Origin of the sequence: Microbacterium sp. NPDC077644 (assembly GCF_040702785.1) — a bacterium.
GTDB lineage: Bacteria > Actinomycetota > Actinomycetes > Actinomycetales > Microbacteriaceae > Microbacterium.
In genome coordinates this window covers 1,369,728-1,393,809 of sequence record NZ_JBFBME010000001.1, presented here as the reverse complement: position 1 = coordinate 1,393,809, position 24,082 = coordinate 1,369,728, and the positions used below count along the sequence as shown (strand labels likewise).

Sequence of the window (24,082 nt, the reverse complement as noted above, 5' to 3'; positions counted from 1 at the left end):
GATGGTAATTCGTAGATCGGACATCACAGTTATCCACAGCCCCGTCCGCGCCGGCAGCGTTTCTCGTAGCCTTCCGACATGCCTTCCGTCTCGCCGTACGACCTCGCGGTCATCGTCGTGCACCTGGGGCTCGCGGGCATCGGGGTGTGGCTGCTGGCGATCGATGCCCGCACGCATCGGCTGCCCAACCGGATCGTGCTGCCGGCGCTCGCGGCATCCCTCACCCTCGTCGCCGTCGACGCCCTCGTGACATGGCGGACGACGGCGCTGATCGGAGCGCTGGCCGGCATGCTGATCCTCGGCGGCTTCTACCTCGTGCTGCGCGCCATGAGCCGAGGCGGCATCGGCGGGGGAGACGTGAAGCTCGCCGCCCTCATCGGCCTCGTCCTCGGATGGCACGGATGGCAGGTGCTCGTGATCGGTGCGGCCGCCGCCTTCGTCCTCGGCGCGCTCTATGCTCTTGCGCTCATGGCGCTCAGGCGCGCGAACCGTTCGACGCGCATCGCCTTCGGCCCGTGGATGATCATCGGAGCGGCCCTGGGCATCGCGATCGGATGAGCGCGTCGTGATCGGGTGAGGGCTATTGTGTGCTCATGGCAATCGCACGACTTCACGGCGGCCCGCTGGACGGGCAGGTCATCCCTGTTCAGGATGCCGACGACAAGCTGATCGTCCCCTACAGCGAGACGCAGGTGGTCTACCACCGGCGCGGCGACGCGCAGAACACCGGTGCCGGCGACGGCCCCACCGAGATCGACTACTGGTTCGACGAAGCACTCGAAGATCTGACGCTCAGCGATGACTGAGGGCGCGCGATCCGTCGAGATCGAGCGCAAGTACGACGTCGACGTGTCGACGCCGCTGCCCGACTGGAGCGGCCTGGACGCGACGGTCGCCCCGGGTGAGCTGCGCGAGCTCGACGCCCGGTACTTCGACACCGCCGACACGGCGCTCGCCCATGCCGGCGTCGCCGTGCGGCGGCGCACGGGAGGCCCCGATGCCGGCTGGCACATCAAGGGACCGCGCGAGGGCGACGGCCGGCTCGAGATCGCCTGGCCGCTGGGGGAGGACGACAGCGGGATCCCGGATGCCGTCGCCGAAGCGCTCGCGCGCTGGACGACGGATGCGCTGACGCCGCTCGCCCGCATCGAGAACCACCGCACGGCCTATCTGCTCACCGGGCCCGCCGGCGTCGTCGCGGAGTTCGTCGACGACCGCGTCCGCGCCACAGACCTGCGCCAGGGCGTGGAGCGCGAATGGCGCGAGTGGGAGGTGGAACTCGGCCCGGCCGCCCCTGCCGACGAGGCCGGCCGCGACGCGCTGTTCGCCGCGATCGAGACCGCCGTGCTCGCCACCGGGGCCCATGCAGCGGCATCCGATTCGAAGCTCGCGCGCGCCCTCGGCTTCTGACGCAACCCCCTTCTGCTTCGGGGCTCCGCGTGCTTGAGTGAGCACATGAGCCGCCCAGCCATCCTGCGCTCGCTGCAGACGATCGTTCCGGAGACCACGCTGCGGCAGGACGAGGTGCGCGACGTCTTCGCCGCCCAGCCCGAGCTCGGCAGGCTGGCGCAGCGCATCGTCACGGCATCCTTCAACGGGTCGGGCATCGACACCCGCTACACCGTGCTCGACGAACTCTCGCTGACGGCTGACACGGTGCAGCCGCAGTTCTTCGACCGAGAGACCGGCCGTCTGCTCTCGCCGAGCACGAAGGTGCGCAACGAGGTCTACGTGCGCGAGGCCTGGAAGCTGTACGTGGATGCGGCCCGCCGGAGTCTCGAGGCCGATCCCGGCATCGTCGCCGCCGACGTCACGCACGTCATCACCGTCTCGTGCACCGGCTTCTACGCCCCAGGGCCGGACTACGAGATCGTCCGCGCCCTGGGCCTGCCGGAGAACGTCGAGCGCTATCACTTCGGGTTCATGGGCTGCTACGCATCGATGCCCGCGCTGCGGGCCGCCGCCCAGTTCTGCGCCGCGAACCCGGATGCCGTCGTGCTCGTCGTCAGCGTCGAGCTGTGCACGCTGCATCTGCGATCGTCGGAGGACCCCGACATGATCGTCGCGACCTCGCTGTTCGCCGACGGCGCCGCCGCCGGACTCGTCACCGCGCGGACATTCGACCAGATCGCACCCGGGTTCGCGCTGGATCGCTTCCACACCGGAATCATCCCCGAGGGCAAGAAGGACATGGCCTGGATGATCGGCGATGCGGGGTTCGAGATGATCCTCTCCACCGCCGTGCCGCAGCTCATCGGCGACAACATCACCGCGGCGCTCAGCCCGATGTTCCACGCCGACGCGCTGGGAACGTCCTTCGACGACGGCAGGATCGGCGAGCAGGTGACGCACTGGGCGATCCATCCCGGCGGACGCAGCATCCTCGACAAGGTCGAGGAGCACCTCGGGCTGTCGGAGCAGCAGCTGCATCCGGCACGGGAGGTGCTGCGGCAGTACGGCAACATGTCCAGCGCCACCGTGCTGTTCGTGCTGCGGAGCATCCTCGAGCAGGAGGGCGCTCGCGACGGCGAGCGGGTCGCGGCGATGGCGTTCGGGCCGGGTCTGACCGCCGAGGCCGCGCTCATGACCGTCGTCGCGCAGTGACCCCCGATCTGTCGACGCGGGCGGCGGATGCCCGGGAGCTCATGGACGACCCGGATGCCGATCTGCGGATGCTGGAGCGGACGTACGCGCGGTTCCCGTTGATCAACGCCCTGGTGTCGCGCTGGCGCTCGGTGTACCGGCGCGACATCCGGCCGAGAGCACGGCGCGGACCGATCAGGCTGCTCGATGTGGGCGCCGGAGGCGGAGACGTGTCACGGGCGCTCGCCGCATGGGCCCGTCGTGATCGGCTCGAGGTCTCGGTGACCGCACTGGACGCCGACCCGCGGGCCGTTCGCTGGGCGAACGGGCGCGGCGGCCGGGTCGAGTACCGCTGCGCGCGCACCGACGACCTCGTCGGCGCAGGGGAGCGGTTCGACGTCGTCGTCTCGAACCATCTGCTCCACCATCTCGAAGCGGACGAGCTCCCCGCGCTGCTGCACGACACGATCCGTCTCACCGCGGACGACGGGCTCGTCCTGCATCGCGACATCGCGCGCAGCCGATTCGCGTACCGTGCCTTCGCCGCAGGCACGTGGCCGTTCTCGAGGAATGTGCTCGCCGATTCGTTCATCCGCGATGACGGACTCACGAGCATCCGCCGCTCGTACACGGCGGAGGAGATCGCCGGGCTCGTGCCCGACGGGTGGCAGGTCCGCGGGCAGGCGCCGGCCCGGCTCGAGCTCCGGTGGGAGGCGTGGGATGCCCGACCATGACGTGGCGATCGTCGGCGCGGGGCCGGTCGGGCTCCTGCTGGCGTGCCTTCTCGCCCAGCGGGGCATCGATGCTGCGGTGTTCGAGGCGCGGGAGGGTGCTGACGGGCGGTCTCGGGCGATCGGCATCCATCCCCCGGGATGGGCGGCGCTGGATGCTGCCGGGCTCGGCCCCGCCGTCCGCGCCGAGGCTCTCGCGCTCGACGGCGGTGAGGTGATCTGCGGTGGTCGTGTGCTGGTGTCGCTGACCTTCGACGAGCACCGGCGGGTGCTGATCCTGCCGCAGCACAGGACCGACGAACTGCTCCGGGCGCGTCTGAGTGAGATCGCCCCGCACGCCCTGCGTCTCGGTCGTGCGGTCACCGGCGTGCAGGACGGCGGGGCCGTCGTGCGGGTGTCTTTGGAGACGACGCACGAGGCGACCGCGTCGTTCGTCGTCGCGGCCGACGGCGTGCGCAGCGGCATCCGTCGCCGGCTCGGGATCGGCTGGATGCCCCGCCCCGGCGCGGGCGGGTACGCCATGGCGGACGTTCCGGATGCCGCCCGCGGAGCACGCGCGCAGCTGTATTGCGAGCAGGACGGGCTGGTGGAGTCGTTCCCGATGCCGGGTGGGCGCCGACGCTGGGTCGCATCGGATCCGCATCGTGCCCTGGACGACGCGGAACGGTTCGCGAACGCGATACATGCGCGGACCGGCATGAGACCGGAGCTGCCCGCCGGGATGCGGCCGACCGCCTTCCGCGCACAGCAGCATCGGGCGTCGCGTCTGGTCGCCGGGCGCATCGTGCTCGTCGGGGATGCCGCGCACGAGACGAGCCCGATCGGCGGGCAGGGCATGAACCTCGGCTGGGCTGCGGCCGTGCGACTGGCGGCGGTCATCGAGCGATCCCTGCGCACCGGGCGTGCGGATCTCGGCTCCTACGAGAAGCACACCTTGGCTTCTGCAGCCCGAGCACAGCGGCGTTCGCTGTTCTATATGACGATGGGCCGCCCTGCCCGTGGCCCCGCGCTGCCGGTGCGCAACGCCGCGATCCGCCTGTTGGGGACCGCGCCCCTGCGAGGCCGCACCGCCGACATGATCACGATGCGGGGGACGGGGTGAGCGAGGCCCCGAACCTATACTGAGCGTGTGACCGACACCGCAGCCGCGCCACCTCGTCGTCGGCGCCTCGGGCGCCGGATCGGGCTCACGATTCTCGCGCTGGTCGGCGCCGCCGCGATCTTCGGAGGCGTCTTCGTCGCTGTGCAGCTGCCGCAGCCGGCCACGCAGCTCGCGGATCCGCCTCGCGGCGACCTCATCGTCGACGGGGCGGACGGCGAGTGGCGGATCGGCGAGTTCACGATCGTGCTCGATGAGGCCCTGCACGTGACCCATCCGCAGGCGGCGGCATCCGTGTGGGAGACGGTTCCGGGCGAGGCGTTCCTCACGGCCGCCCAGGGACGCGCGAGCTATATCGACGACCTCGGACTCGTCCGGGTGAGCGATGACCAGGACGCCATCTGGAACACGCAGCGCGTCACGGCGGCGGAGATCGACTCCGATGGGGCGCTCGCACTCAGCGGAACGCTCGACGACGTCGACTCGGTGACATGGACGCTCCGGCTCCGCGAGGGCGCCCCCGGGCGGTTGGATGCCGAGATCTCGGTGTCGGCGCCCGCGAACCGGGTCTATCTCAGCGCTGCGCTGGACGACGGTGAAGGCGTGCACGGGCTGGGGGCGCAGTCGACCGGGTGGGATCTCCGTGGCGACCGCGTGCCGCTGATCCCGCGCGAACAGGGGATCGGGCGGGGCGAGCAGCCGCTGTCGTTCCTTGTCGACCTGGCGGCGAGTTCAGCCGGCGGGCAGGACACCACCTACCTCCCGAGCGCCGTGAACGTCACAGGCCGCTCGCGCAGCCTCGTCTACCGCGGCGACGCGTTCTCCTCGGTGGACCTGCGCCCCGACGACCGCATGATCTGGGAGGTCTGGAGCAGCACGGCCGACTTCTCGCTCGCCGCTGCCGCGACCCCCGCGGACGCCGTGGCGATCCAGTCGGCCTGGGCGGGCGCAGCCGAACCTCCGCCGGCATGGACGCGGACCGGACTGATCGCCGGCATCCAGGGCGGCACGGACGAGGTGCGGGAGAAGGTCGCCACCCTGCAGGCGGCGGATGTGCCGCTCGCCGCGGTGTGGCTGCAGGACTGGGTCGGGCGCCGGACCACCGACTTCGGAGAGCGTCTGCAATGGAACTGGAGCCTCGACGACGAGCAGTACCCCGGCTGGGACCAGCTGGTCGCAGACCTCGAGGCCCAGGGCATCCGCGTCCTCACCTACGTGAATCCCTCCCTGTCCGTGGACAGCGGTGCGGCAGCGTCCGCCCGCGGCGGACGCGACCTGTACGCCGAGGCCGCGGCCGCCGGATACCTGGCGCTGGACGAGGACGGCGCCGTGCTCGACGTCGATCAGCACGGCTTCACTGCGGCGATGGTCGACCTCTCCGACGCCGATGCCAGGGAATGGATGGCGCAGGTCATCGCCGACGAGGTGGCCGGGGCCGGAGCATCCGGCTGGATGGCGGACTTCGCGGAGGGGCCGCCTCCGGACGCCGTGCTCGCCGGCGGGTCGGGGGCGGACTGGCGGGTGCGGTGGCCCGTGCTCTGGCAGGACGTGAATCGACGTGCGCTCGAGATCGCCGGGCTCGAGGCCGACGGCTTCGTCTGGCACCGCAGCGGAGGAACCCGCTCGGCCGGCGCGGCCGACGCGCTGTGGCTGGGCGATCAGACGCAGGACTGGTCGCGCGAGGACGGCCTCGCCTCCACCGTCACGCTCACGCAGTCGCTGTCCGCGAGCGGCATGACGCAGGTGCACGGCGACATCGGCGGGTACACGAGTATCGACCTGCCGGTCATCCCCGATCCCGACCGCGACGACGAGCTCGTCATCCGCTGGGCGGAGGCGTCGCTGCTGCAGCCGGTTCTCCGCACGCATGAGGGCAACCGGCCCGCCGTGTCGGCTCAGCCGGCCGAGGATGCGGAGCTTGCCGCGCAGCTCGCCGAGCTGTCCCGGGTGTTCGTGGCGCTCGGTCCGGAGCGCGAACGGCTCGCGGCGCAGAGCGGGCTCGCGGATGCCGTGCAGCATCCGTGGATGCTCGCTCCGGATGCCGGGCTCGACGGCATCGCGGACGAGGAGCTTCAGCTCGGGCCCGATGTCCTGCTGGCACCCGTGCTCTCCGCCGGCGCGACGACGGTCGACGTGGCCTTCCCGCCGGGAAGATGGCAGAACATCTGGACCGGCGCGGTGTTCGGCGAAGCCTCGTCCGTGACGCACGAGACCGTGGATGCCCCGATGGGGCGACCCGCCCTGTTCGTCCGGGAAGGGACGGCGGTGGCAAGCGAGCTCAGCGCGTTCGCGGACTGAGCACGGCCCGTCACCGCGGCAGCAGCACGGTCAGCGCTCCGGGCAGTACGCGGATGCGGGCGCTGCCGGTGCCGATGCGCTCGCCGTCGGCGTAGACCACGAGTCCCGGCGCCGACACCTCGACCTCGCGTCCGCGCATCGTCGTCACCTCGGGCAGTTCGACGTGCGTGCCGCGCAGCAGACGCGGAAACAGTCGGAGCAGCTTCAGCCTCCCCACCGGGCAGACGTGCGTGATGTCGAACAGGCCGTCATGCGGGTCGGCGTCGGGGCACACCGGCATCCCTCCGCCGTAGCTGCGCGTGTTGCCCACCGCGATGAGGGTCCCGTCCGAGACCCGGGCGTCCTCGCCGTCGACGCGCAGCGAGAAGCGCATCGGCGCGAGGCGGAGCAGCTCGATCAGCAGCGCGAGATAGTACCGCGCTCCGCCGCGCGGCCAGTGCAGCCGGTTCGTGCGTTCGCTGACCTTCGCATCGAAGCCGAGGGCGGCGATGGTGAGGAAACGGGCGGTCGCGTCGGGGCAGATCGCCTCGCCGACGTCGAGCGAGTGCGGGGAGCCGGTGACCGCGGCATCGACGGCAAGGGCTGCGCTCTCGGCCGAGTCGTACGGGATCCCCAGGGAACGCGCGAGGTCGTTGCCGGTTCCGGCGGGGACGAGGACGAGCGGCACGCCGGATCCGGTCAGCACGTCGACCACGGTCGCCAGCGTCCCGTCGCCGCCGACGATGACGAGGGCGTCCGGACGTGCGGCGACCGCTTCGGCCGCGAGGCGCCGGGAATCCGCGGCCGATGCCCCCTGGTGCACGACCGGGTCGATGCTGTGCGATCGCAACCGTGCGATCGCGGCATCCGTGCGCGCAGCGCCCTTGCCGCGCCCGGCATCCGGATTGGCCAGAACATGGATGCTCGGCACGTCAGCCCGCCCCGACCGGCAGCAGGGCGCCGGGGTTCATGATGCCGGTGGGATCCAGCTCGGTCTTCAGTGCGCGCAGGATGCGGATGCCGCCGTCGCCGATCTCGTCCGCCAGCCAGGGTGCATGGTCGCGCCCGACGCCGTGGTGGTGGCTGATCGTGCCGCCGGCCTGCAGGATCGCATCGTTCACCCGGGACTTGGTGGCATCCCAGTCGGAGAGGACGTCGCCCTTGAGGTTGCCGATGATCGTGAAGTAGAGGGCAGCTCCCGTGGGGTACACGTGCGAGATGTGGCACATCACGAGCGCCTTCGCGTCGTGATCGGCGAATCCGGTGCGCAGCGCATCCGTGACCGCCGTCTTCACCTGGGCGACTTTCGACCAGACCGTCGCGGTCTCGAGCGTCTCGCAGAACACGCCGTGGTCGAGCAGCGCGTCGCGCAGGTACGGGGCGCCGAACCTGCCCTTCGCCCACTCCTCGGCGGGCTCCGGCCCGGTGGAACGCCCGCCGGCATCCGTCAGCACCTTCGCCGTCAGTGCCTGACGGGCGGCGGCCACGTCGGGGTCCCCTTCGAACACGGTGACGGCGCTGCATCCCTTCGACAGGGCCTTGCCGATCCTGCCGTGCTGCGCGAGTCCGATCCCGGTCTCGGCCTCGTCGGACAGCCGGATCACTGTGGGCCCGGTGCCGAGCTGGGCGACGCGCCGCAGGGCGTCGACGCCCGTGGCGAAGTCGGGGAAGGTCCATCCCTCGTGCAGGCGCGTCTCGGGCAGGCGGTGCACGCGCAGACTCAGATCGGTGATCACACCGAGGACGCCCTCGGCCCCCAGGAACACGCGCATCAGATCGGGCCCCGCCGCCGTTCCCGGCGCGCCGCCGAGGGCGACCTCGCCGGTCGGGGTCGCGACGCGCACGGCCGTGACCATCGCGTCGAACCGGCCGTTGCCCGCCGAATTCTGGCCGGATGAGCGCGCCGACGCGAATCCGCCGAGCGTGGCGTAGAGGAAGCTCTGCGGGAAGTGCCCCAGTTCGAAGCCGTGCTCGGCGAGCAGGCGCTCGGCCTCGGGGCCGGTGGTGCCGGCGAGGAAGCGTGCCTCGCCGCTGGTCTCGTCCAGGTGCAGGAGGCCGCTCAGGCGCCGCACGTCCAGGGCGATCACCGCGCGATGCGGGCCGCGCTCCGGATCGAGGGCGCCGACGACGCTCGTGCCGCCTGCGAACGGGATCACGGCCAGCCCGCGCTCCGCACAGGACTGCAGGACGCCGGCGACCTCGTCGCGGCCGGCGGGGGAGACGACGGCATCCGGCGCCTCCTGATCGGCCGTTCGCCGGTGGACGAGGTCGATCGTCGATCGTCCGCCCGCGTGCCGGATGCGCGTCTCGTCGTCGGTGCTCACGTGTGCGTCGCCGACGATGTCGCCGAGCGCGCGCCGGTCATCGTCCGTGAGCGCGGAGGGCGCGATGCGGACGTCGGCGAGGGAGACCGCGGGCTGCGGACGCTGCACGCGCCCGATCACCGTCGGCAGCAGTGCGCGCACCGCGAGCGGCAGATCCTTGGCGAGGTCGGGGTCGCCCCATCCGTTCCAACGCATCATCGCGGCAGGTGTGGTCTCCGTCGTCATGCGTTACAGTGTGACACATTGTGGAAGATCGTCAAGCAATCAGCGAGCCGTCCGCCCGCAGCGAGGTCCGTGCGGATCTGCCGTCGTGGGATGCCACGGACGCGCACATCCTCGACCGGGCCGCCGCTCTGATCTCCGCGCGGGGAACGGCCGGACTCACGATCGCCGAGCTCGCCCGCGAGGCGAAGGTCAGCCGGCCCACGATCTACCGGCGCTGGTCGAGCGTCGATGAGGTCGTGCGGGCTGCGCTCCTGCGCCGGACGGTCCTGCTCCTGAGCGGCTTCGAGACCGCCGTGAGCACACGGGCCGAGCTCGTCGCCGAGGCGGTGCGCTTCGCGGATGCCTTCCGGCAGGATGCCGTGTTCGGCAGCCTGCTCTCGAGCGAGCCGGAGGCGTTCACGCAGTACAGCTTGGAGCGGGTCGGCACGAGCCAGCGCGTCATGCTGAGATGGCTCGCCGATGCCATCGTGCACGCCCAGCGGGGCGGTACCGTCAGGCCCGGCGATGCCGACGACATGTCGATCATGATGCTGCTCATCGTGCAGTCCGCTGTGCTCTCGCACAACGCCGTCTCCGCCCTGATCGGCGAGGCGGAATGGCACACCGAGCTCACCTGTGCGATGGACGGATACCTGCGACCATGAACTCCGGTGTCCGCTCCTCGGCGATGCTGAACGCGACGCGCCGGATCCGCGAATGGGATCGGCTGACCGGCGGGGACGAGGTCGATCTGCTCGTCATCGGCGGCGGTGTGACCGGTGCCGGCGTCGCTCTGGATGCCGCGAGCCGCGGCCTGTCCGTCGTCCTCGCTGAGGCCCACGATCTCGCGTTCGGCACGAGCCGCTGGAGCTCGAAGCTCGTGCACGGCGGCCTGCGCTATCTGGCATCCGGCGACGTCGCCGTCGCGAGGGAGAGCGCGGTCGAGCGGCACCTGCTCATGACCCGCACCGCCCCGCACCTGACCCGCACCCTCCCGCAGCTGCTGCCCTTCGTCCAGGGCGTCTCGACGACGCAGCGCACCGTCGGCGAGATCGGGTTCTGGCTGGGGGACGGTCTGCGCCGCGTCGCCGGAACACCGGGACGCGTCCTGCCGCGACCGCATCGGGCGTCACCGGCGGAGGCGGTCGCGATGTTCCCGGCGCTGAGCAGGCGGGGACTCCGCGGCGGCGTGGTCGGCACCGACGGGCAGCTCGTCGACGATGCGCGCCTCGTCGTCGCGATCGCCCGCACCGCGGCTGCGCACGGCGCGATGATCCTCACGAGGACACGCGCGTCGGACGTCGACGGTTCGGGGGCCACCCTGCACGACGAGCTCGGCGGCGGCTCGGCCCGGGTGCGCGCCCGCGCCGTCGTCAATGCGGCGGGCGTGTGGGCAGGAGGCCTCGATTCCGACATCCGTCTGCGGCCGAGCAGGGGCACGCACCTGGTCCTGGATGCCGCGACGCTCGGCAACCCGACGGCGGCGCTGACCGTGCCGCATCCCGGGTCGATCAGTCGCTTCGTCTTCGCGCTGCCCGTGCAGCTCGGGCGCGTGATCGTGGGGCTGACGGACGTGGATGCGCCCGGCGGCATCCCCGACGTCCCGCAGCCGACGGCGGACGAGATCGACTTCCTGCTGGGCACGCTCTCCCAGGCGTTGAACCGGCCGCTGACGCGCGACGACGTGCGAGGCACGTTCGCGGGCCTGCGGCCGCTCATCGAGTCCGGGGCCGGGTCCTCCACGGCGGACATCTCGCGCCGCCATCGCGTCGAGGTCTCGTCGAACGGCGTCGTCGGCATCCTGGGTGGAAAGCTCACGACATACCGTGCGATGGCGCAGGATGCCGTCGACCTCGCGTCCCGCCATGCCGGTCTGGATGCCGCGCCCTGCCGAACCCGCCGGCTCCCGCTGGTCGGTGCCCCCGACTCGCCGGTGCCGGTCAGCGGCGCAGCGACCGCTCGGAGGTCGTCGGCGTCGCTGCGCGCCCGCTACGGCGCAGAGGCTGCGGCGGTGCTCGCCGCGGGCGGCCCAGGCGCCGCCGAGACGGTGGCCGAGGGCATCGACATCACCCGCGCCGAGGTCGCCTTCGCGGTGCGCGCCGAGGGGGCGCTGGATGCCGACGACGTGCTCGATCGCCGCACCCGCATCGGGCTCGTCCCCGCCGATCGGGATGCCGCGGCCGGGGTCGTCGAAGAAGTCGTCGCGGAAACGCTCGCGTCCCTGGATCCGCGCCGGTGAAAGAAGAAAAACCCGGCCGAGACGTACTCGGAAGCCGGGTTTTCCTTCTTCGGGTGCGTGTCAGAAGTTGATCATGTGGCCCGCGAGGCCGTGGAAGCCCTCCTGCAGCGCCTCCGACAGCGTCGGGTGCGTGTGCACGTTGCGGGCCAGCTCGAGAGCGGTGAGGTCCCACTTCTGCGCGAGCGTGAGCTCGGGCAGAAGTTCCGAGACGTCCGGGCCGATCATGTGCGCGCCGATGAGCTCGAGGTGCTCGGCATCCGCGATCATCTTCACGAAGCCGACCGGCTCGCCGAGGCCGTGCGCCTTGCCGTTGGCCATGAACGGGAAGGTCACGACCTTGATCTCGCGGCCCTCGTCCTTGGCCTGCTGCTCGGTGAGGCCGAACGAGGCGACCTGCGGCGAGCAGAATGTCGCGCGCGGCATCATCCGGTAGTCGCCCAGCGTCTGGGTCTCGGCACCGCCGATGGTCTCGGCGGCGACGACGGCCTGCGCCTCGGCGACGTGCGCGAGCTGCAGCTTCGCGGTGACGTCGCCGATCGCGTAGATGCCGTCGACGTTGGTGCGCATGTGGTCGTCGATGTCGATCGCGCCGCGCTCGGTGAGCTTGACGCCGGTCGCCTCGAGTCCGAAGCCCTCGATGTTCGGTGCGAAGCCGACCGACATGAGGACCTTGCCGGCCTCGATGGAGGCCTGGTTGCCGTCCTTGCCGGTGTAGGTGACGGTGACGGACGACCCGTTGTCGACGACCTTCTCGACCTTGGTGGAGGTGAGGATGTCGACGCCGTAGTTCTTGTACTGCTTGGTGATCTCCTTCGACACGTCGGCATCCTCGTTGGGGAGCGCGCGGTCGAGGAACTCGATGATCGTGACCTTCACGCCGTAGTTCGTGAGGACGTAGGCGAATTCCATGCCGATGGCGCCCGCGCCGACGATGACGATGGACTCGGGGAGCTCGCGGCTGAGGATCTGCTCCTCGTAGGTGACGACGTTCTCGCTGAGCTCGACGCCGGGGAGCAGGCGCACCTTCGATCCTGTCGCGATGATGACGTTGTCGAACGTGACCTCTTCGGTGGTGCCATCGGCCTTGGCGACCGAGATCGCCTTCGGGCCGGTGAAGGTGCCGCGGCCGTTGTACTCGGTCACCTTGTTCTTCTTCATGAGGAAGTGGATGCCCTTGACCCGGCCCTCGGCGACCTCGCGGGAGCGGTCGAACGCCTTGCCGAAGTCGATCGTGAAGTCACCCGAGATGCCGAAGAACTCGGCCTTGTGGTTCAGGGTGTGGGCGAGTTCGGCGTTCTTGAGCAGAGCCTTGGAGGGGATGCAGCCGACGTTGAGGCACACACCGCCCCAGTACTTCTCTTCGATGATCGCGGTGGACAGGCCGAGCTGTGCGCTGCGGACTGCGGCGACGTACCCGCCGGGGCCCGCGCCGAGGATGACGACGTCGTAGTGTGGCATGCCTCAAGCCTATCGCTCTGCGGGGTCGTCCGACCCGGCCTCGTGCTGTTCCGCCGCCCCCGGTTCGCGGCGGCTCTTCGCCACCAGCACGGCGATGAGCGCACCGAGTCCTGCCACCAGGATGATGCCGCCGATGATCCAGGGCAGATTGCGCGCGAAGGAGTCGCCGTCGGCGGGCGTTCCCTCCTCCGCGGGGGGCGTCGCGGTCGCGGACGCGCTCGGCTCGGTCGAGGCGCTCTCGGTGGGCGTCGCCGACGGCGTCGCGGTCTCGGGGGTCGAACCGGTGGTCACGGTGAAGCGGAACTCGCCATCCGTCGGATGCCCGTCGCTGGAGACGACCTTCCAGAGCACCCGGTACTCGCCGGCCTCGCCGCCGCCGGTCAATGGCTGGGTGACCATCGCGCCGTCCACCTCGGCGGGGCCGTCGGTGACGGATTCGCCGGCGGCATCCGTCACGACGACCTCGGTCGATCCCTCGCCGCCGATCAAGGCGGCGGTGAACGTGAGGGTGAGCTCCTCCGGCAGCGTCTCGACGGTCGAGCCCGCCGCAGGGCTGGAGTCGGCGAGGGTGTCGTGCGCGGCGGCCGACTGCGGCCAGGCGAACAGGAGGGCGAACGCGGCGAGCAGCGCTGCGGCGATCACGTACGGGGTGAGGGGGCGTCGTGAGGTGAGGGTGTGCACAAGTCCAGCCTAGGAAATGGCCGTGTGCGCGTGCTGTGTCGTACTGGGCCTCGCTCGGCGGTCGCTCGATCCGTTAGTCTGGATCGGAAGGAGGGCCACCGTGACAGATTTCGAAAGCCGACCGGCTCGCGGCTCGTCGATTCACCGCGACGGTGAGCAGCGGCACGACGCCACGCAGACATTCGGACACGACTCCGACCTTTCCTTCGTCCCGTTCGGCGCGGAGCTGACCGAGGTCGAGCAGTCCGCGATCTCGGCGCTGCCCACCGGCTCGGCTCTCCTGCTCGTGCGCTCGGGCGCGATGGCCGGGGCCCGCTACCTGCTCGACACCGACGTCACGACGATCGGGCGGCATCCTGAGGCCGACATCTTCTTCGACGATGTCACGGTCTCGCGCCGTCACGCCGAGATCACGCGCTCGGGCAGTTCATTCGAGATCATCGATCAGCGTTCGCTCAACGGCACATACGTCAACGGGGAGCGCGTCGACCGCAGCGAACTCGTCAACGGATCGGAGCTGCGCATCGGCAAGTTCCGTCTGAACTTCTTCATCTCGCCCGCCGACCTCGCGGTGGCGTCCGACTGATGGCGGCGCTTCCCGCCCGCGATCGCTCTGCGTCCGCGGGGCTCCTGAGCATCGGTCAGGTCCTCGCACGGCTCACCCCGGAGTTCCCCGACCTCACCTCCAGCAAACTGAGGTTCCTCGAGGTTCAGGGCATCGTCACGCCCTCGCGCACCGAGTCCGGCTACCGCAAGTTCTCGGCGTCCGACATCGAGCGGCTGCGCCTCGGACTCACCCTCCAGCGCGATCACTATCTGCCGCTCAGCGTGATCCGCGAGCAGCTGGACGAGGCCGAGGCGAACGGCGACACCGGCCTCGCGTTCGCCCCGCCGCCCTCGATCGCCCCGGCGCCGCGCCGGTACCGCCGCGAGGAGCTGCTCTCCGCGGCGGGAGCGGGGCCCCAGATCCTCAACGACGCCATCAGCACAGGTATCATCGCCGCGGCCGAGACCTACCCCGAGTCGACCGTCACGCTGCTGCGCGGCCTCGTCGCCCTGGACCGTCACGGCATCGAGCCGCGTCACCTCCGCACGGTCCGCCAGAGCGCGGAGCGCGAGGTGTCGCTGATCGAGTCGGCCATGTCGGCGCTGCTGCGCAGGACGGACGCCGCATCCCGGGGAAGGGCGCGTGAGATGGGTCCGGAACTGGCGGGCAAGATCAGTGAGGTCAGGGCGGCCTTCGTCAACGAAGCGCTCGCCCGCGTGCTTTCGTAACGAACAGGTTGCGACACACCCCCACAGCGAAGCGGATGTCGTTGCCCGGGGCAGGGCACTGCTCTAGCGTGGGGGTAACCCGTCAGAGAGGAAGTCAAATGAATGCGGATGAGCGTGCAGGCGACCCGCGGTTCGTGACCGAACTCCTCTTCACCGACGGCCTTCCGGCGATGGACGACGAGGTCGGCTACCGCGGTGCTGTCGCAGCCCGTGCCGCCGGGATCACCTACCGCCAGCTCGACTACTGGGCGCGCACCGAACTCGTCGAGCCGACCGTGCGCGGCGCCAGCGGCTCCGGTTCGCAGCGTCTCTACGGCTTCCGCGACATCCTCGTCCTCAAGCTCGTCAAGCGTCTGCTCGACACCGGCATCTCGCTGCAGCAGATCCGCACGGCCGTCGATCAGCTGCGTGCCGCCGGCATCCGTGACCTCGCGGGCACCACGCTCATGAGCGATGGCGCCTCGGTCTACCTGTGCACCTCGAACGATGAGGTCATCGACCTCGTCAGCCGCGGCCAGGGTGTGTTCGGCATCGCTGTCGGCAAGGTGCTTCGCGAGGTGGAGTCCACGCTCGTGGAGTTCGACCCCACGGCGCCGGACCCCGTCGACGAGCTCAGCGCCCGCCGCGCCAAGCGCTCCGCCTAAGCCTCGGCTTCGACTCGCTCCGCTCGCTCAAGCCCGTTTCGTCTTCGGCGGCTGCGCCGCTTCCGCGGGGCGACCCGCTTTCGGTCGAGTTCTCACGCGGGTCGTTGAGCGGAGCGGCCATGGGCCGGCCGCGCAGACGAAACGCGTTGAGCGAGGAGCGCAGCGACGAGTCGAAACGTGAGTGCCTCAGGCCTGGGCGCCGGTCTCCGGGACGGGGACGCGGCCGGTGCGCACGATGCGGTCCAGCAGCAGGTCGAAGTCGGCGGCGAGCTCCTGTGCGGAGTCGCCCGGCCAGATGTGCAGCGGCTTGGCCGCGCCCTGCGCCTGCTGCAGCGACGTGCGCTCCGGCAGCTGCGGGGAGAGCACGAGCGGGCCGAACATGTCGCGCAGCTCCTTGATGCGGAACTGGTGCTCGATCGACTGCGGGCGCACGCGGTTGACGACGATGCCCAGCGGCTGAAGACGGGGGGAGAGGCCGCGGCGGATCTCTTCGATCGCGCGCAGGGCGCGGTCGGCGGCGGCGACCGAGAAGAGCCCCGGCTCGGTGACGACCATGACCCGGTCGCTCGCGGCCCACGCCGTGCGGGTGAGCGCGTTCAACGAAGGGGCGCAGTCGATGAGCACGAGGTCGTAGTCGCTCTCGACGGAGGCCAGTGCCTCTTCGAGCTTCCAAACGTCGCGGACGCTCGGGTGCGGACCGTCGTAGTTGATGGCCGACGGGCTGCCGATGAGGACGTCGATGGTTCCGGGGTGCACCTTCGCCCAGCCGCTGGAGGTGATCGCCTGGCGGACGACCTTCTCCTTGGGGTTGGCCAGCACGTCCGCGACATTGAGTCGACCGGCGACCTGGATGTCCATGCCGGTGGAGACGTCGGACTGCGGGTCGAGGTCGACGACGAGAGTCCGGACACCCCGGGCGAAGGCCGCAGAGGCCAATCCGAGGGTCACGGTCGTCTTGCCGACACCGCCTTTGAGGGAGCTGACGCTGAGTACGTGCACGGAGACCACGTTACCTTCCCCTAGGCTTGGAGAACACTCAGCCCCGCCCCGTGTGCGTCGACTGCGCCGCACATCGAGCTACCAGAGGTGTGCATGTTCCAGAAGATCCTTGTGGCCAATCGCGGCGAGATCGCGATCCGCGCCTTCCGAGCAGCGTTCGAAGTGGGGGCCAGGACCGTTGCCGTGTTCCCGTACGAGGACCGCGGTTCGCAGCACCGGCTCAAGGCCGACGAGGCGTACGAGATCGGTGAGCGCGACCACCCGGTGCGCGCGTACCTGAGCGTCGACGAGATCATCCGTGTCGCGCTCGAGTCGGGCGCCGATGCGATCTACCCCGGCTACGGGTTCCTCTCCGAGAACCCCGAGCTCGCCGAGAAGGCGGCCGCGAACGGCATCGTCTTCATCGGCCCGCCCTCCGCAGTCCTCGAGATGGCGGGCAACAAGGTCGAGGCCAAGCGGCACGCGATCGAGGCCGGCGTGCCGGTGCTCCGCTCGACCGAAGCATCCGACGACGTCGACGCACTCGTCGCCCAGGCCGACGAGATCGGCTTCCCGGTGTTCGCGAAGGCCGTCGCGGGCGGCGGCGGCCGCGGCATGCGCCGCGTGGAGAAGAAGGCCGACCTCCCGGCCGCACTCGCCGAGGCGATGCGCGAAGCCGAGAGCGCGTTCGGCGACCCGCGCATGTTCCTCGAGCAGGCGGTCGTGCGTCCTCGCCACATCGAGGTGCAGATCCTCGCCGACAAGACCGGCGAGACGGTTCATCTGTTCGAGCGCGACTGCTCGGTGCAGCGGCGCCACCAGAAGGTGGTCGAGATCGCACCTGCTCCGAACCTCGACGACAGCATCCGGACGGCGCTGCACGGCTACGCGATCGCGTTCGCCCGGTCGATCGGCTACGAGAACGCCGGGACCGTCGAGTTCCTCCTCGAGACCGCAGGGGAGCGGGCCGGCGAGGTCGTCTTCATCGAGATGAACCCGCGCATCCAGGTCGAGCACACCGTGACCGAGGAGGTCACCGACGTCGACCTCGTGCAGGCGCAGATGCACATCGCGGCCGGAGCGAAGCTCGCCGACCTCGGGCTGCAGCAGGACAGCATCCATCTGCGCGGTGCCGCTCTGCAGTGCCGCATCACCACTGAGGATCCGACGCAGGGATTCCGCCCCGACACCGGCAAGATCACCACCTACCGTTCGCCCGGCGGCGCCGGTGTCCGCCTCGACGGCGGCACCGTGCACCAGGGCGCGCAGATCAGCCCGCACTTCGACTCCATGCTCTCCAAGCTCACCTGCCGCGGTCGCGACTTCGAAGCGGCCGTGGGGCGTGCGCGCCGGGCACTCGCGGAGTTCCGCATCCGCGGCGTCTCGACGAACATCCCGTTCCTGCAGGCGCTCCTCGCCGACGACGCGTTCATCGCCGGTGACATCAGCACCTCGTTCATCGACGAGCGCCCCGACCTGCTGCAGGGCCGCGTGTCCAAGGACCGCGGGACCAAGCTGCTGAACTGGCTCGTCGACGTCACGGTCAACAAGCCCAACGGCGACCACCCCGGCGTGATCGACCCGGCCGCGAAGCTCCCGAGCATCGACCTGGCTGCCGAGCCGCCCGCGGGTTCGCGCCAGCGGCTCCAGGAGCTCGGTCCGGAGGGCTTCGCCCGCGCCCTGCGGGAGCAGTCCGCCCTCGCGATCACCGATACGACGTTCCGCGACGCGCACCAGTCCCTACTGGCGACGCGCGTGCGCACGCGCGACCTCGCCGCCGCCGCCCCGTACCTGGCCCGGCTGACCCCCGGTCTCCTGTCTGTCGAGGCGTGGGGCGGAGCCACGTACGACGTCGCGCTCCGCTTCCTCGGGGAGGACCCCTGGGAGCGGCTCGACAAGCTGCGGGCGGCGCTGCCGAACATCAACATCCAGATGCTGCTGCGGGGCCGCAACACCGTCGGCTACACGCCGTACCCGACGGCGGTGACCGAGGCGTTCGTCAGCGAGGCGGCGACGAGCGGCATCGACATCTTCCGCATCTTCGACGCGCTCAACGACGTGTCGCAGATGCGCCCGGCGATCGACGCGGTGCGCGCCACCGGCACCGCGGTCGCCGAGGTCGCGCTCTGCTACACCGGCGACCTGCTGAACCCCGCCGAAGACCTCTACACGCTGGACTACTACCTGCGCCTGGCCGAGCAGATCGTGGACGCCGGCGCGCACGTCCTCGCGATCAAGGACATGGCCGGGCTCCTGCGCCCCGGGGCCGCCGCCACGCTGGTGCGCGCGCTCCGCGAGCGCTTCGACCTGCCGGTGCACCTGCACACCCACGACACCCCCGGCGGGCAGCTCGCGACCCTGCTCGCGGCCAGCGCTGCGGGCGTTGACGCCGTGGATGCCGCATCCGCTCCGCTGTCGGGGACGACCAGTCAGCCCTCGCTCTCGTCGCTCGTCGCGGCGCTGGCGAACACCGAGCGCGACAGCGGCATCGACCTGGCCGGCGTCTCGGACCTCGAGCCCTACTGGGAGGCGGTTCGCAACCAGTACGCGCCCTTCGAGTCCGGGCTTCCCGGCCCCACCGGCCGTGTCTATCACCACGAGATCCCGGGCGGTCAGCTGTCGAACCTGCGTCAGCAGGCGAAGGCGCTCGGGCTCGCCTCGGACTTCGAGCTCATCGAGGACATGTACGCCGCGGCCGACCGCATCCTCGGTCGCGTGCCGAAGGTCACGCCGTCGTCGAAGGTCGTCGGCGACCTCGCGCTGCACCTCGCGGCCGTGAAGGCCGATCCTGCCGATTTCGAGGCGAACCCCGAGAAGTACGACGTCCCCGATTCGGTCGTCAGCTTCATGGCGGGTGAGCTCGGCGACCTGCCCGGCGGGTGGCCCGAGCCGTTCCGCAGCAAGGTGCTAGCCGGCCGCACCGTGCGCACAGGACTCACCGAGATCTCGGCCGACGACGAGACGGCACTGGCGGGATCGAGCAGCGAGCGGCGCGAGCGGCTGAACACGCTGCTCTTCCCGGCCCCGACCAGGGAGTTCGCGCAGCAGCGCGAGCTGTTCGGCGATCTCTCCGTGCTCGACACGGCCGACTACCTGTACGGACTCGTCCAGGGGCAGGAGCACCTCGTCGAGATCGACCGCGGCGTGCAGCTCTACGTGGGCCTCGAGGCGATCGGCGAGGCCGACGAGCGGGGCATGCGCACCGTCATGACCACCCTCAACGGGCAGCTCCGTCCGGTGTTCGTGCGCGACCGATCGGTCGCGGTCGACACGCACGAGGCCGAGAAGGCGGACAGCTCGCAGCCCGGTCAGGTGGCGGCGCCGTTCTCCGGTGTGGTCTCCCTCAAGGTCGAGGTCGGGGCGTCCGTGCGGGCCGGCGAACCGGTCGCATCCATCGAGGCGATGAAGATGGAGGCGGCGATCACCGCACCCGTCGACGGCGTCATCGAGCGGCTGGCGATCGCCTCCACTCAGCAGGTCGATGCCGGGGATCTTTTGGTCGTGATCACCCCCGCCAAGTAATCTTGTGCGGGCGACACGCTCGCACAAGCTTGGAGTGACACAGTGACCACGAAGAACAGTTCCCCCTCGGAGGGCGACGATCTCGGCATCCTCGACGAGGCCGCATCGCTCGACACGACCGCGCTCGGCATCCTCGGGCACACCTCGCAGGTGAGCGTCACGCTGCCCGCCGGTGCGGACGAGGACGACGACCTGGTCGAGGATGACATCGTCGACGGCGAGTTCTCGGGCGAGATCCTCGTCGGCGAGATCGAGCCCCCTCACGACGATGAGGATGCTGCGGAGCCGGATGCTGCGATCAGCGCTGTGGATGCGGTCGAGGTGACCGAGGAGGCGGAGCCCGTCGAGGAGTCCGAACCCGTCGAGGAGCCCGAGCCGATCGAGGACGTCGTCGACGAGCCCGAGGCCGCCCCGGCGCCGGCGCCTGCCGCTCCCGCCGCACCCGCGGCAGCGGTGGCTCCCGCCACCCCTCCCGCGCCCGCCGCGAAGCCCGCAGCCCCCGCCCCAGAGATCGCGCTGACGGCCAAGCGATTCGGCGAGCAGGCCGGGCAGTCGTCCCGCGAGACCGCCGACCTGCTGACGGCCGACCGCCTCCTCAACCCGAGCCAGCTGACCAAGCCCGAGCCCGAGGGCGCGTGGAGCCACCTGCTCTACTCGCTCTCGGGGCGGCGCATCAACATCGGCGACGGCAAGCGGGCACGTGAGCGCAAGGCCCTCACCGCGCGCATCTCCAACGCCCTCTCCGGAGGCGCTCGTTTCGTCCCCGTGCTCTCGCGCAAGGGCGGCGTCGGCAAGACGACCGTCACCGCACTGCTCGGCATGGCGCTCGCAGACGCGCGCGAAGACCGCGTGATCGCGGTCGACGCGAACCCCGACCGCGGCACCCTCGCCGACCGCATCGTCCGGACCCCGGGTGGCAAGTCCGTGCGCGACCTCGTCAGGATCCACGACGAGGTCAAGGGCTACCACGACCTCTCCGCGATCGTCGCCCGTGACTCCACGCGCCTCGACGTGCTGGCATCCGATACCGATCCGCACATCGCCGAGGCCTTCAACGACGAGGACTACCGCAATGTCGCCGGCGTCGCCGCGCACTACTACTCGCTCGTGCTCACCGACACCGGAACGGGCATCGTGCACTCGGTGATGGGGGCCACGCTCGACCTGGCCGATCAGATCGTCATCGTGTCGGGGCTCAGCGTCGACGAAGCGCGCCTGGCGTCCGAGACGCTGACGTGGCTCGAGACCAACGGCCACGAGGAGCAGGCGCGGAACGCCATCATCGTGCTCAACCAGTCGACGCCCGGGAGCCCCCTGGTGCGCCTGAACGAGCTCGAGGCGCACTTCAAGACCCGCGCCAAGCACGTCGTGCGGATGCCGTACGACGCGCAGATCGCCGGCGGCGGGGCCATCGTCTTCGCCAATCTGCAGCCCGAGACGCGTCAGGCGGCTCGTGAGCTCGCGGCTGTGCTCGTCGAGAGCCTGCGGGCGAAGGCCGCCTGATGACCGCTCGCGAGATCCGCGTCTTCGGCGACCCCGTGCTGCGCACGAAGTGCTCGCCGGTCGAGCAGATCGACGACGGCGTGCGCTCGCTCATCGCCGACCTCGTCGACAGCGTGAAGCTCCCCGGCCGTGCCGGGGTCGCAGCTCCGCAGATCGGCGTCGCGGTGCGGGCGTTCAGCTACAACATCGACGGCGACGTCGGATACGTCATCAATCCCGTCCTCACCGAGGTGCGCGGCGAGCCCGTGCCGACCGGTGAGGGATGCCTGTCGGTGCCCGGGCTCTGGCACGACGCGCTGCGCCACCCGTGGGCACGGGTCGAGGGCATCGACCTCGACGGCGAACCGGTCGTCCTCGAGGGGGAGGGGCTGCTCGCCCAGGCTCTCCAGCACGAGACCGATCACCTCGACGGGATGCTTTATCTCTCGCGTCTCGCTCCGGAGGATCGCAAGACCGCGATGCGCGAGATCCGCGAGAGCGACTGGTTCTGACACCTGCTTCCCACAGACCCCGTCTCAGCGACGAGACCCCGTCGTAATCACGTCGACATGACGGGGTCTCGTCGGCAAGACGGGGTCTGTGCACAAGAATGCCCCGGCCGAAACCGGGGCATTCTTCCGTAGGCTCTCAGCCGATCGCGACGTTCGTCGTCTGCACCGGCTCGTCGTAGATCGCGGAGATCTGGTCGGCGAAGTCCGACACGATCACGTTGCGCTTGATCGACATCTTCGGGGTGAGGTGACCGCTCGCCTCGGTCCACTCCGTGTCGAGGATCGTGAACTTGCGGATCGATTCCGCACGCGAGACGCTCTTGTTCGCGATGTCGACGGCACGCTGCACCTCGGCGCGGACTGCCTCGTTCTTCGCGGCATCCGCGATCGACATGTCGGACGGCAGACCGTTGTTGCCGAGCCATGTCGGCAGCATCTCCGGGTCGAGGGTGATGAGAGCCGAGATGAAGGGCTTCTGATCGCCGACCACGACGACCTGACCCACGATCGGGTTCGCCCGGATCGGGTCCTCGAGCGCAGCCGGAGCGACGTTCTTGCCGCCGGCCGTGACGATGATCTCCTTCTTGCGGCCCGTGACCGTGAGGTAGCCCTCGGAGTCGAAACTGCCGATGTCGCCGGTGCGGAACCAGCCGTCGTCGAACGCCTCGGCGGTCGCCTCGGGGTTGTTCCAGTACTCGCGGAACACGTTGATGCCCTTGACCTCGATCTCGCCGTCCTCGGCGAGACGCACACCGACGCCAGGGAGCACAGGGCCGACCGTGCCGATCTTCGTCTTGTCGGCGACGTTGACCGTGGCGGGTGCCGTCGTCTCGGTCAGGCCGTAGCCCTCAAGGATCACGACGCCCAGGCTGTGGAAGAAGTGGCCGAGGCGCGGGCCGAGAGGAGCGGAGCCCGAGACGGCGTACTGGACGTTGCCGCCCATCGCCTCGCGCAGCTTGCCGTAGACGAGCTTGTCGAACAGGGCGAACTTGATCTTCAGTCCGAACGGGATCTTCTGGCCCTCTTCGAGCAGTCGCGAGTGCTCGATCGCGGCAGCGGCCGCGGCGCGGAAGATCTTGCCCTTGCCGCCTGCCTCTGCCTTCTGCTCGGCGGAGTTGTAGACCTTCTCGAACACACGCGGCACGGCGAGGAGGAAGGTGGGCTTGAACGAGCCGAGCGCGGGCAGCAGCTGCTTGGTGTCGGGCTGGTGCCCGGTGCGCACACCGGCGTGGACGTCCAGGATCGAGATGAACCGCGCGAAGACGTGGGCGGTCGTGATGAACAGCAGCGTGGATGCTCCGGGCGTCTGAACGACCTTGTCGAGCGACTTCGCCGAGTTGCGGGCGAGCTCGACGAAGTTGCTGTGCGTGAGCACGCAGCCCTTCGGGCGTCCGGTCGACCCGGACGTGTAGATGAGGGTCGCGATGTCGGAGCCGATGGCGATGTTGCGGCGTCGCTCGATCTCGGCATCCTCGACGCCCGAACCGGCGGCGGTCAGCGTGTCGATGGCGCCCAGGTGCATCTGCCAGACGTCGCGGACGAGCGGAAGGTCGCCGCGCACCTCGTCGAACTTGGCGAAGTGGTCAGCGGACTCGAGCATGATCGCGATCGCGCCGGAGTCCTCCATGATCCACTGGATCTGGGCGGGGGAGCTGGTCTCGTAGATCGGTACCATCACGGCGCCGGCGTAGAAGAGCGCGAAGTCGACCAGCGTCCACTCGTAGGTCGTGCGCGCGAGGAATCCGACCTTCTCACCGGGCTGGATGCCGGCTGCCACGAAGCCCTTCGCGAGCGCGATGACCGCGGTCTGGAAGTCGGCGGCGGTGATGTCGCGCCAGCCGGAGCCGTCGGGGACGGAGAACAGCGCGAGGTTCGGGGTGGCCTCGACGCGCTTCACCAGAAGATCGGTGATGTTCGCCTCGGGGTCGGCGGGGACGATCGCGGGGACTTCGAATTGGACCACGGCAGCTCCTTCGGTACCGGTCGGGCACGGCTTTCCCTGAGTCTAGGGCACAACCTCATGCAGACCCGGTGGATTTTGGTATTCAGTAGCGTATCAAGTGAGACTCAGTC

At 70.2% G+C, this 24,082-nt stretch carries 21 protein-coding genes; 15 read left to right on the top strand and 6 right to left on the bottom strand.

All coding sequences use genetic code 11. The annotated features are described in order from the left end of the window. The first annotated feature begins 78 nt into the window (after nucleotides 1–78). The 7 genes from AB0269_RS06750 to AB0269_RS06720 are packed head-to-tail and all read left to right on the top strand — an operon-like array spanning nucleotide 79 to nucleotide 6,711. Nucleotides 79–558 carry an A24 family peptidase gene (locus tag AB0269_RS06750; protein WP_366210449.1) on the top strand — a complete coding sequence of 160 codons (480 nt, stop codon included), beginning with the start codon at nucleotides 79–81 and terminating at the stop codon, nucleotides 556–558. Between the two features lie 35 nt (nucleotides 559–593). Beyond that, nucleotides 594–806, top strand: coding sequence for a response regulator (locus AB0269_RS06745; protein ID WP_366210448.1), 213 nt, complete (start codon nucleotides 594–596; stop codon nucleotides 804–806). Continuing rightward, a complete protein-coding gene (locus AB0269_RS06740; RefSeq protein ID WP_366210447.1) occupies nucleotides 799–1,410 on the top strand; it encodes a CYTH domain-containing protein in 612 nt (203 codons plus the stop codon). The genes AB0269_RS06745 and AB0269_RS06740 overlap by 8 nt, the downstream gene beginning before the upstream one ends. Before the next feature lie 45 nt (nucleotides 1,411–1,455). Beyond that, entirely contained in the window at nucleotides 1,456–2,604 is a 1,149-nt protein-coding gene (locus AB0269_RS06735) for a type III polyketide synthase (protein ID WP_366210446.1), read from the top strand. Then, nucleotides 2,601–3,317 carry a methyltransferase domain-containing protein gene (locus AB0269_RS06730; RefSeq protein ID WP_366210445.1) on the top strand — a complete coding sequence of 239 codons (717 nt, stop codon included), beginning with the start codon at nucleotides 2,601–2,603 and terminating at the stop codon, nucleotides 3,315–3,317. The genes AB0269_RS06735 and AB0269_RS06730 overlap by 4 nt, the downstream gene beginning before the upstream one ends. Next, nucleotides 3,304–4,416 carry an NAD(P)/FAD-dependent oxidoreductase gene (locus AB0269_RS06725; protein ID WP_366210444.1) on the top strand — a complete coding sequence of 371 codons (1,113 nt, stop codon included), beginning with the start codon at nucleotides 3,304–3,306 and terminating at the stop codon, nucleotides 4,414–4,416. The genes AB0269_RS06730 and AB0269_RS06725 overlap by 14 nt, the downstream gene beginning before the upstream one ends. Before the next feature lie 27 nt (nucleotides 4,417–4,443). Beyond that, a complete protein-coding gene (locus AB0269_RS06720; RefSeq protein ID WP_366210443.1) occupies nucleotides 4,444–6,711 on the top strand; it encodes a TIM-barrel domain-containing protein in 2,268 nt (755 codons plus the stop codon). A 10-nt stretch (nucleotides 6,712–6,721) separates the two neighbouring features. Here AB0269_RS06720 and AB0269_RS06715 read toward each other — a convergent pair whose 3' ends face one another. Together AB0269_RS06715 and AB0269_RS06710 are read right to left on the bottom strand one after the other, a co-directional pair. Then, nucleotides 6,722–7,621, bottom strand: a complete 900-nt coding sequence (locus AB0269_RS06715; protein ID WP_366210442.1) for a YegS/Rv2252/BmrU family lipid kinase — start codon at nucleotides 7,619–7,621, stop codon at nucleotides 6,722–6,724. Nucleotide 7,622: 1 nt separating this feature from the next. Further along, the gene (locus AB0269_RS06710; protein WP_366210441.1) at nucleotides 7,623–9,239 is read right to left on the bottom strand and encodes an FAD-binding oxidoreductase; all 1,617 of its coding nucleotides are present in this window, start codon (nucleotides 9,237–9,239) and stop codon (nucleotides 7,623–7,625) included. Between the two features lie 20 nt (nucleotides 9,240–9,259). Between AB0269_RS06710 and AB0269_RS06705 the strand changes: the two genes are divergently transcribed. Continuing rightward, complete coding sequence (locus tag AB0269_RS06705) at nucleotides 9,260–9,883, top strand: helix-turn-helix domain-containing protein (protein WP_366210440.1); 624 nt, start codon at nucleotides 9,260–9,262, stop codon at nucleotides 9,881–9,883. After that, on the top strand, nucleotides 9,880–11,457 hold the full coding sequence (locus AB0269_RS06700) for a glycerol-3-phosphate dehydrogenase/oxidase (protein ID WP_366210439.1): 1,578 nt from the start codon (nucleotides 9,880–9,882) through the stop codon (nucleotides 11,455–11,457). Before AB0269_RS06705 ends, AB0269_RS06700 begins: the two co-directional genes overlap by 4 nt. 60 nt (nucleotides 11,458–11,517) lie before the next feature. On the opposite strand, the gene lpdA is transcribed toward AB0269_RS06700, so the two are convergent. Both lpdA and AB0269_RS06690 read right to left on the bottom strand, forming a co-directional pair. Continuing rightward, on the bottom strand, nucleotides 11,518–12,915 hold the full coding sequence (lpdA, locus tag AB0269_RS06695; RefSeq protein WP_366210438.1) for a dihydrolipoyl dehydrogenase: 1,398 nt from the start codon (nucleotides 12,913–12,915) through the stop codon (nucleotides 11,518–11,520). A 9-nt stretch (nucleotides 12,916–12,924) separates the two neighbouring features. After that, entirely contained in the window at nucleotides 12,925–13,596 is a 672-nt protein-coding gene (locus AB0269_RS06690) for a copper resistance CopC family protein (RefSeq protein ID WP_366210437.1), read from the bottom strand. A gap of 100 nt (nucleotides 13,597–13,696) precedes the next feature. Here AB0269_RS06690 and AB0269_RS06685 point away from each other — a divergent pair, with 100 nt between their 5' ends. The 3 genes from AB0269_RS06685 (at nucleotide 13,697) to AB0269_RS06675 (ending at nucleotide 15,515) form a co-directional block, all read left to right on the top strand. Beyond that, on the top strand, nucleotides 13,697–14,182 hold the full coding sequence (locus AB0269_RS06685) for an FHA domain-containing protein (protein WP_366210436.1): 486 nt from the start codon (nucleotides 13,697–13,699) through the stop codon (nucleotides 14,180–14,182). Then, nucleotides 14,182–14,871 carry a MerR family transcriptional regulator gene (locus tag AB0269_RS06680; protein WP_366210435.1) on the top strand — a complete coding sequence of 230 codons (690 nt, stop codon included), beginning with the start codon at nucleotides 14,182–14,184 and terminating at the stop codon, nucleotides 14,869–14,871. The genes AB0269_RS06685 and AB0269_RS06680 overlap by 1 nt, the downstream gene beginning before the upstream one ends. A gap of 98 nt (nucleotides 14,872–14,969) precedes the next feature. Beyond that, a complete protein-coding gene (locus tag AB0269_RS06675; protein ID WP_175988023.1) occupies nucleotides 14,970–15,515 on the top strand; it encodes a MerR family transcriptional regulator in 546 nt (181 codons plus the stop codon). Nucleotides 15,516–15,701: 186 nt separating this feature from the next. On the opposite strand, the gene AB0269_RS06670 is transcribed toward AB0269_RS06675, so the two are convergent. Next, entirely contained in the window at nucleotides 15,702–16,514 is an 813-nt protein-coding gene (locus AB0269_RS06670) for a ParA family protein (RefSeq protein ID WP_175988125.1), read from the bottom strand. Between the two features lie 93 nt (nucleotides 16,515–16,607). Here AB0269_RS06670 and AB0269_RS06665 point away from each other — a divergent pair, with 93 nt between their 5' ends. Genes AB0269_RS06665 through def form a run of 3 tightly spaced genes read left to right on the top strand, consistent with a single transcriptional unit; the run spans nucleotide 16,608 to nucleotide 22,009 of the window. Next, a complete protein-coding gene (locus AB0269_RS06665) occupies nucleotides 16,608–20,015 on the top strand; it encodes a pyruvate carboxylase (RefSeq protein ID WP_366210434.1) in 3,408 nt (1,135 codons plus the stop codon). A gap of 42 nt (nucleotides 20,016–20,057) precedes the next feature. Next, nucleotides 20,058–21,518 (top strand): MinD/ParA family protein, encoded by a 1,461-nt coding sequence (locus AB0269_RS06660; protein WP_366210433.1) that lies wholly within the window; start codon nucleotides 20,058–20,060, stop codon nucleotides 21,516–21,518. Then, complete coding sequence (gene def / locus AB0269_RS06655; protein WP_366210432.1) at nucleotides 21,518–22,009, top strand: peptide deformylase; 492 nt, start codon at nucleotides 21,518–21,520, stop codon at nucleotides 22,007–22,009. Before AB0269_RS06660 ends, def begins: the two co-directional genes overlap by 1 nt. Before the next feature lie 136 nt (nucleotides 22,010–22,145). Here def and AB0269_RS06650 read toward each other — a convergent pair whose 3' ends face one another. After that, nucleotides 22,146–23,972: a long-chain fatty acid--CoA ligase gene (locus AB0269_RS06650; protein ID WP_366210431.1), complete on the bottom strand. Its 1,827-nt coding sequence runs from the start codon at nucleotides 23,970–23,972 to the stop codon at nucleotides 22,146–22,148. Between the last annotated feature and the right edge of the window lie 110 nt (nucleotides 23,973–24,082).

What these genes read in the sequence shown, in the direction of transcription:
- AB0269_RS06750 (WP_366210449.1), top strand. Translation starts at nt 79, where the DNA reads ATGCCTTCCGTCTCGCCGTACGACCTCGCGGTCATCGTCGTGCACCTG.
- AB0269_RS06745 (WP_366210448.1), top strand. Translation starts at nt 594, where the DNA reads ATGGCAATCGCACGACTTCACGGCGGCCCGCTGGACGGGCAGGTCATC.
- AB0269_RS06740 (WP_366210447.1), top strand. Translation starts at nt 799, where the DNA reads ATGACTGAGGGCGCGCGATCCGTCGAGATCGAGCGCAAGTACGACGTC.
- AB0269_RS06735 (WP_366210446.1), top strand. Translation starts at nt 1,456, where the DNA reads ATGAGCCGCCCAGCCATCCTGCGCTCGCTGCAGACGATCGTTCCGGAG.
- AB0269_RS06725 (WP_366210444.1), top strand. Translation starts at nt 3,304, where the DNA reads ATGCCCGACCATGACGTGGCGATCGTCGGCGCGGGGCCGGTCGGGCTC.
- AB0269_RS06710 (WP_366210441.1), bottom strand. Translation starts at nt 9,239, where the DNA reads ATGACGACGGAGACCACACCTGCCGCGATGATGCGTTGGAACGGATGG.
- AB0269_RS06700 (WP_366210439.1), top strand. Translation starts at nt 9,880, where the DNA reads ATGAACTCCGGTGTCCGCTCCTCGGCGATGCTGAACGCGACGCGCCGG.
- lpdA (WP_366210438.1), bottom strand. Translation starts at nt 12,915, where the DNA reads ATGCCACACTACGACGTCGTCATCCTCGGCGCGGGCCCCGGCGGGTAC.
- AB0269_RS06680 (WP_366210435.1), top strand. Translation starts at nt 14,182, where the DNA reads ATGGCGGCGCTTCCCGCCCGCGATCGCTCTGCGTCCGCGGGGCTCCTG.
- AB0269_RS06675 (WP_175988023.1), top strand. Translation starts at nt 14,970, where the DNA reads ATGAATGCGGATGAGCGTGCAGGCGACCCGCGGTTCGTGACCGAACTC.
- AB0269_RS06665 (WP_366210434.1), top strand. Translation starts at nt 16,608, where the DNA reads ATGTTCCAGAAGATCCTTGTGGCCAATCGCGGCGAGATCGCGATCCGC.
- def (WP_366210432.1), top strand. Translation starts at nt 21,518, where the DNA reads ATGACCGCTCGCGAGATCCGCGTCTTCGGCGACCCCGTGCTGCGCACG.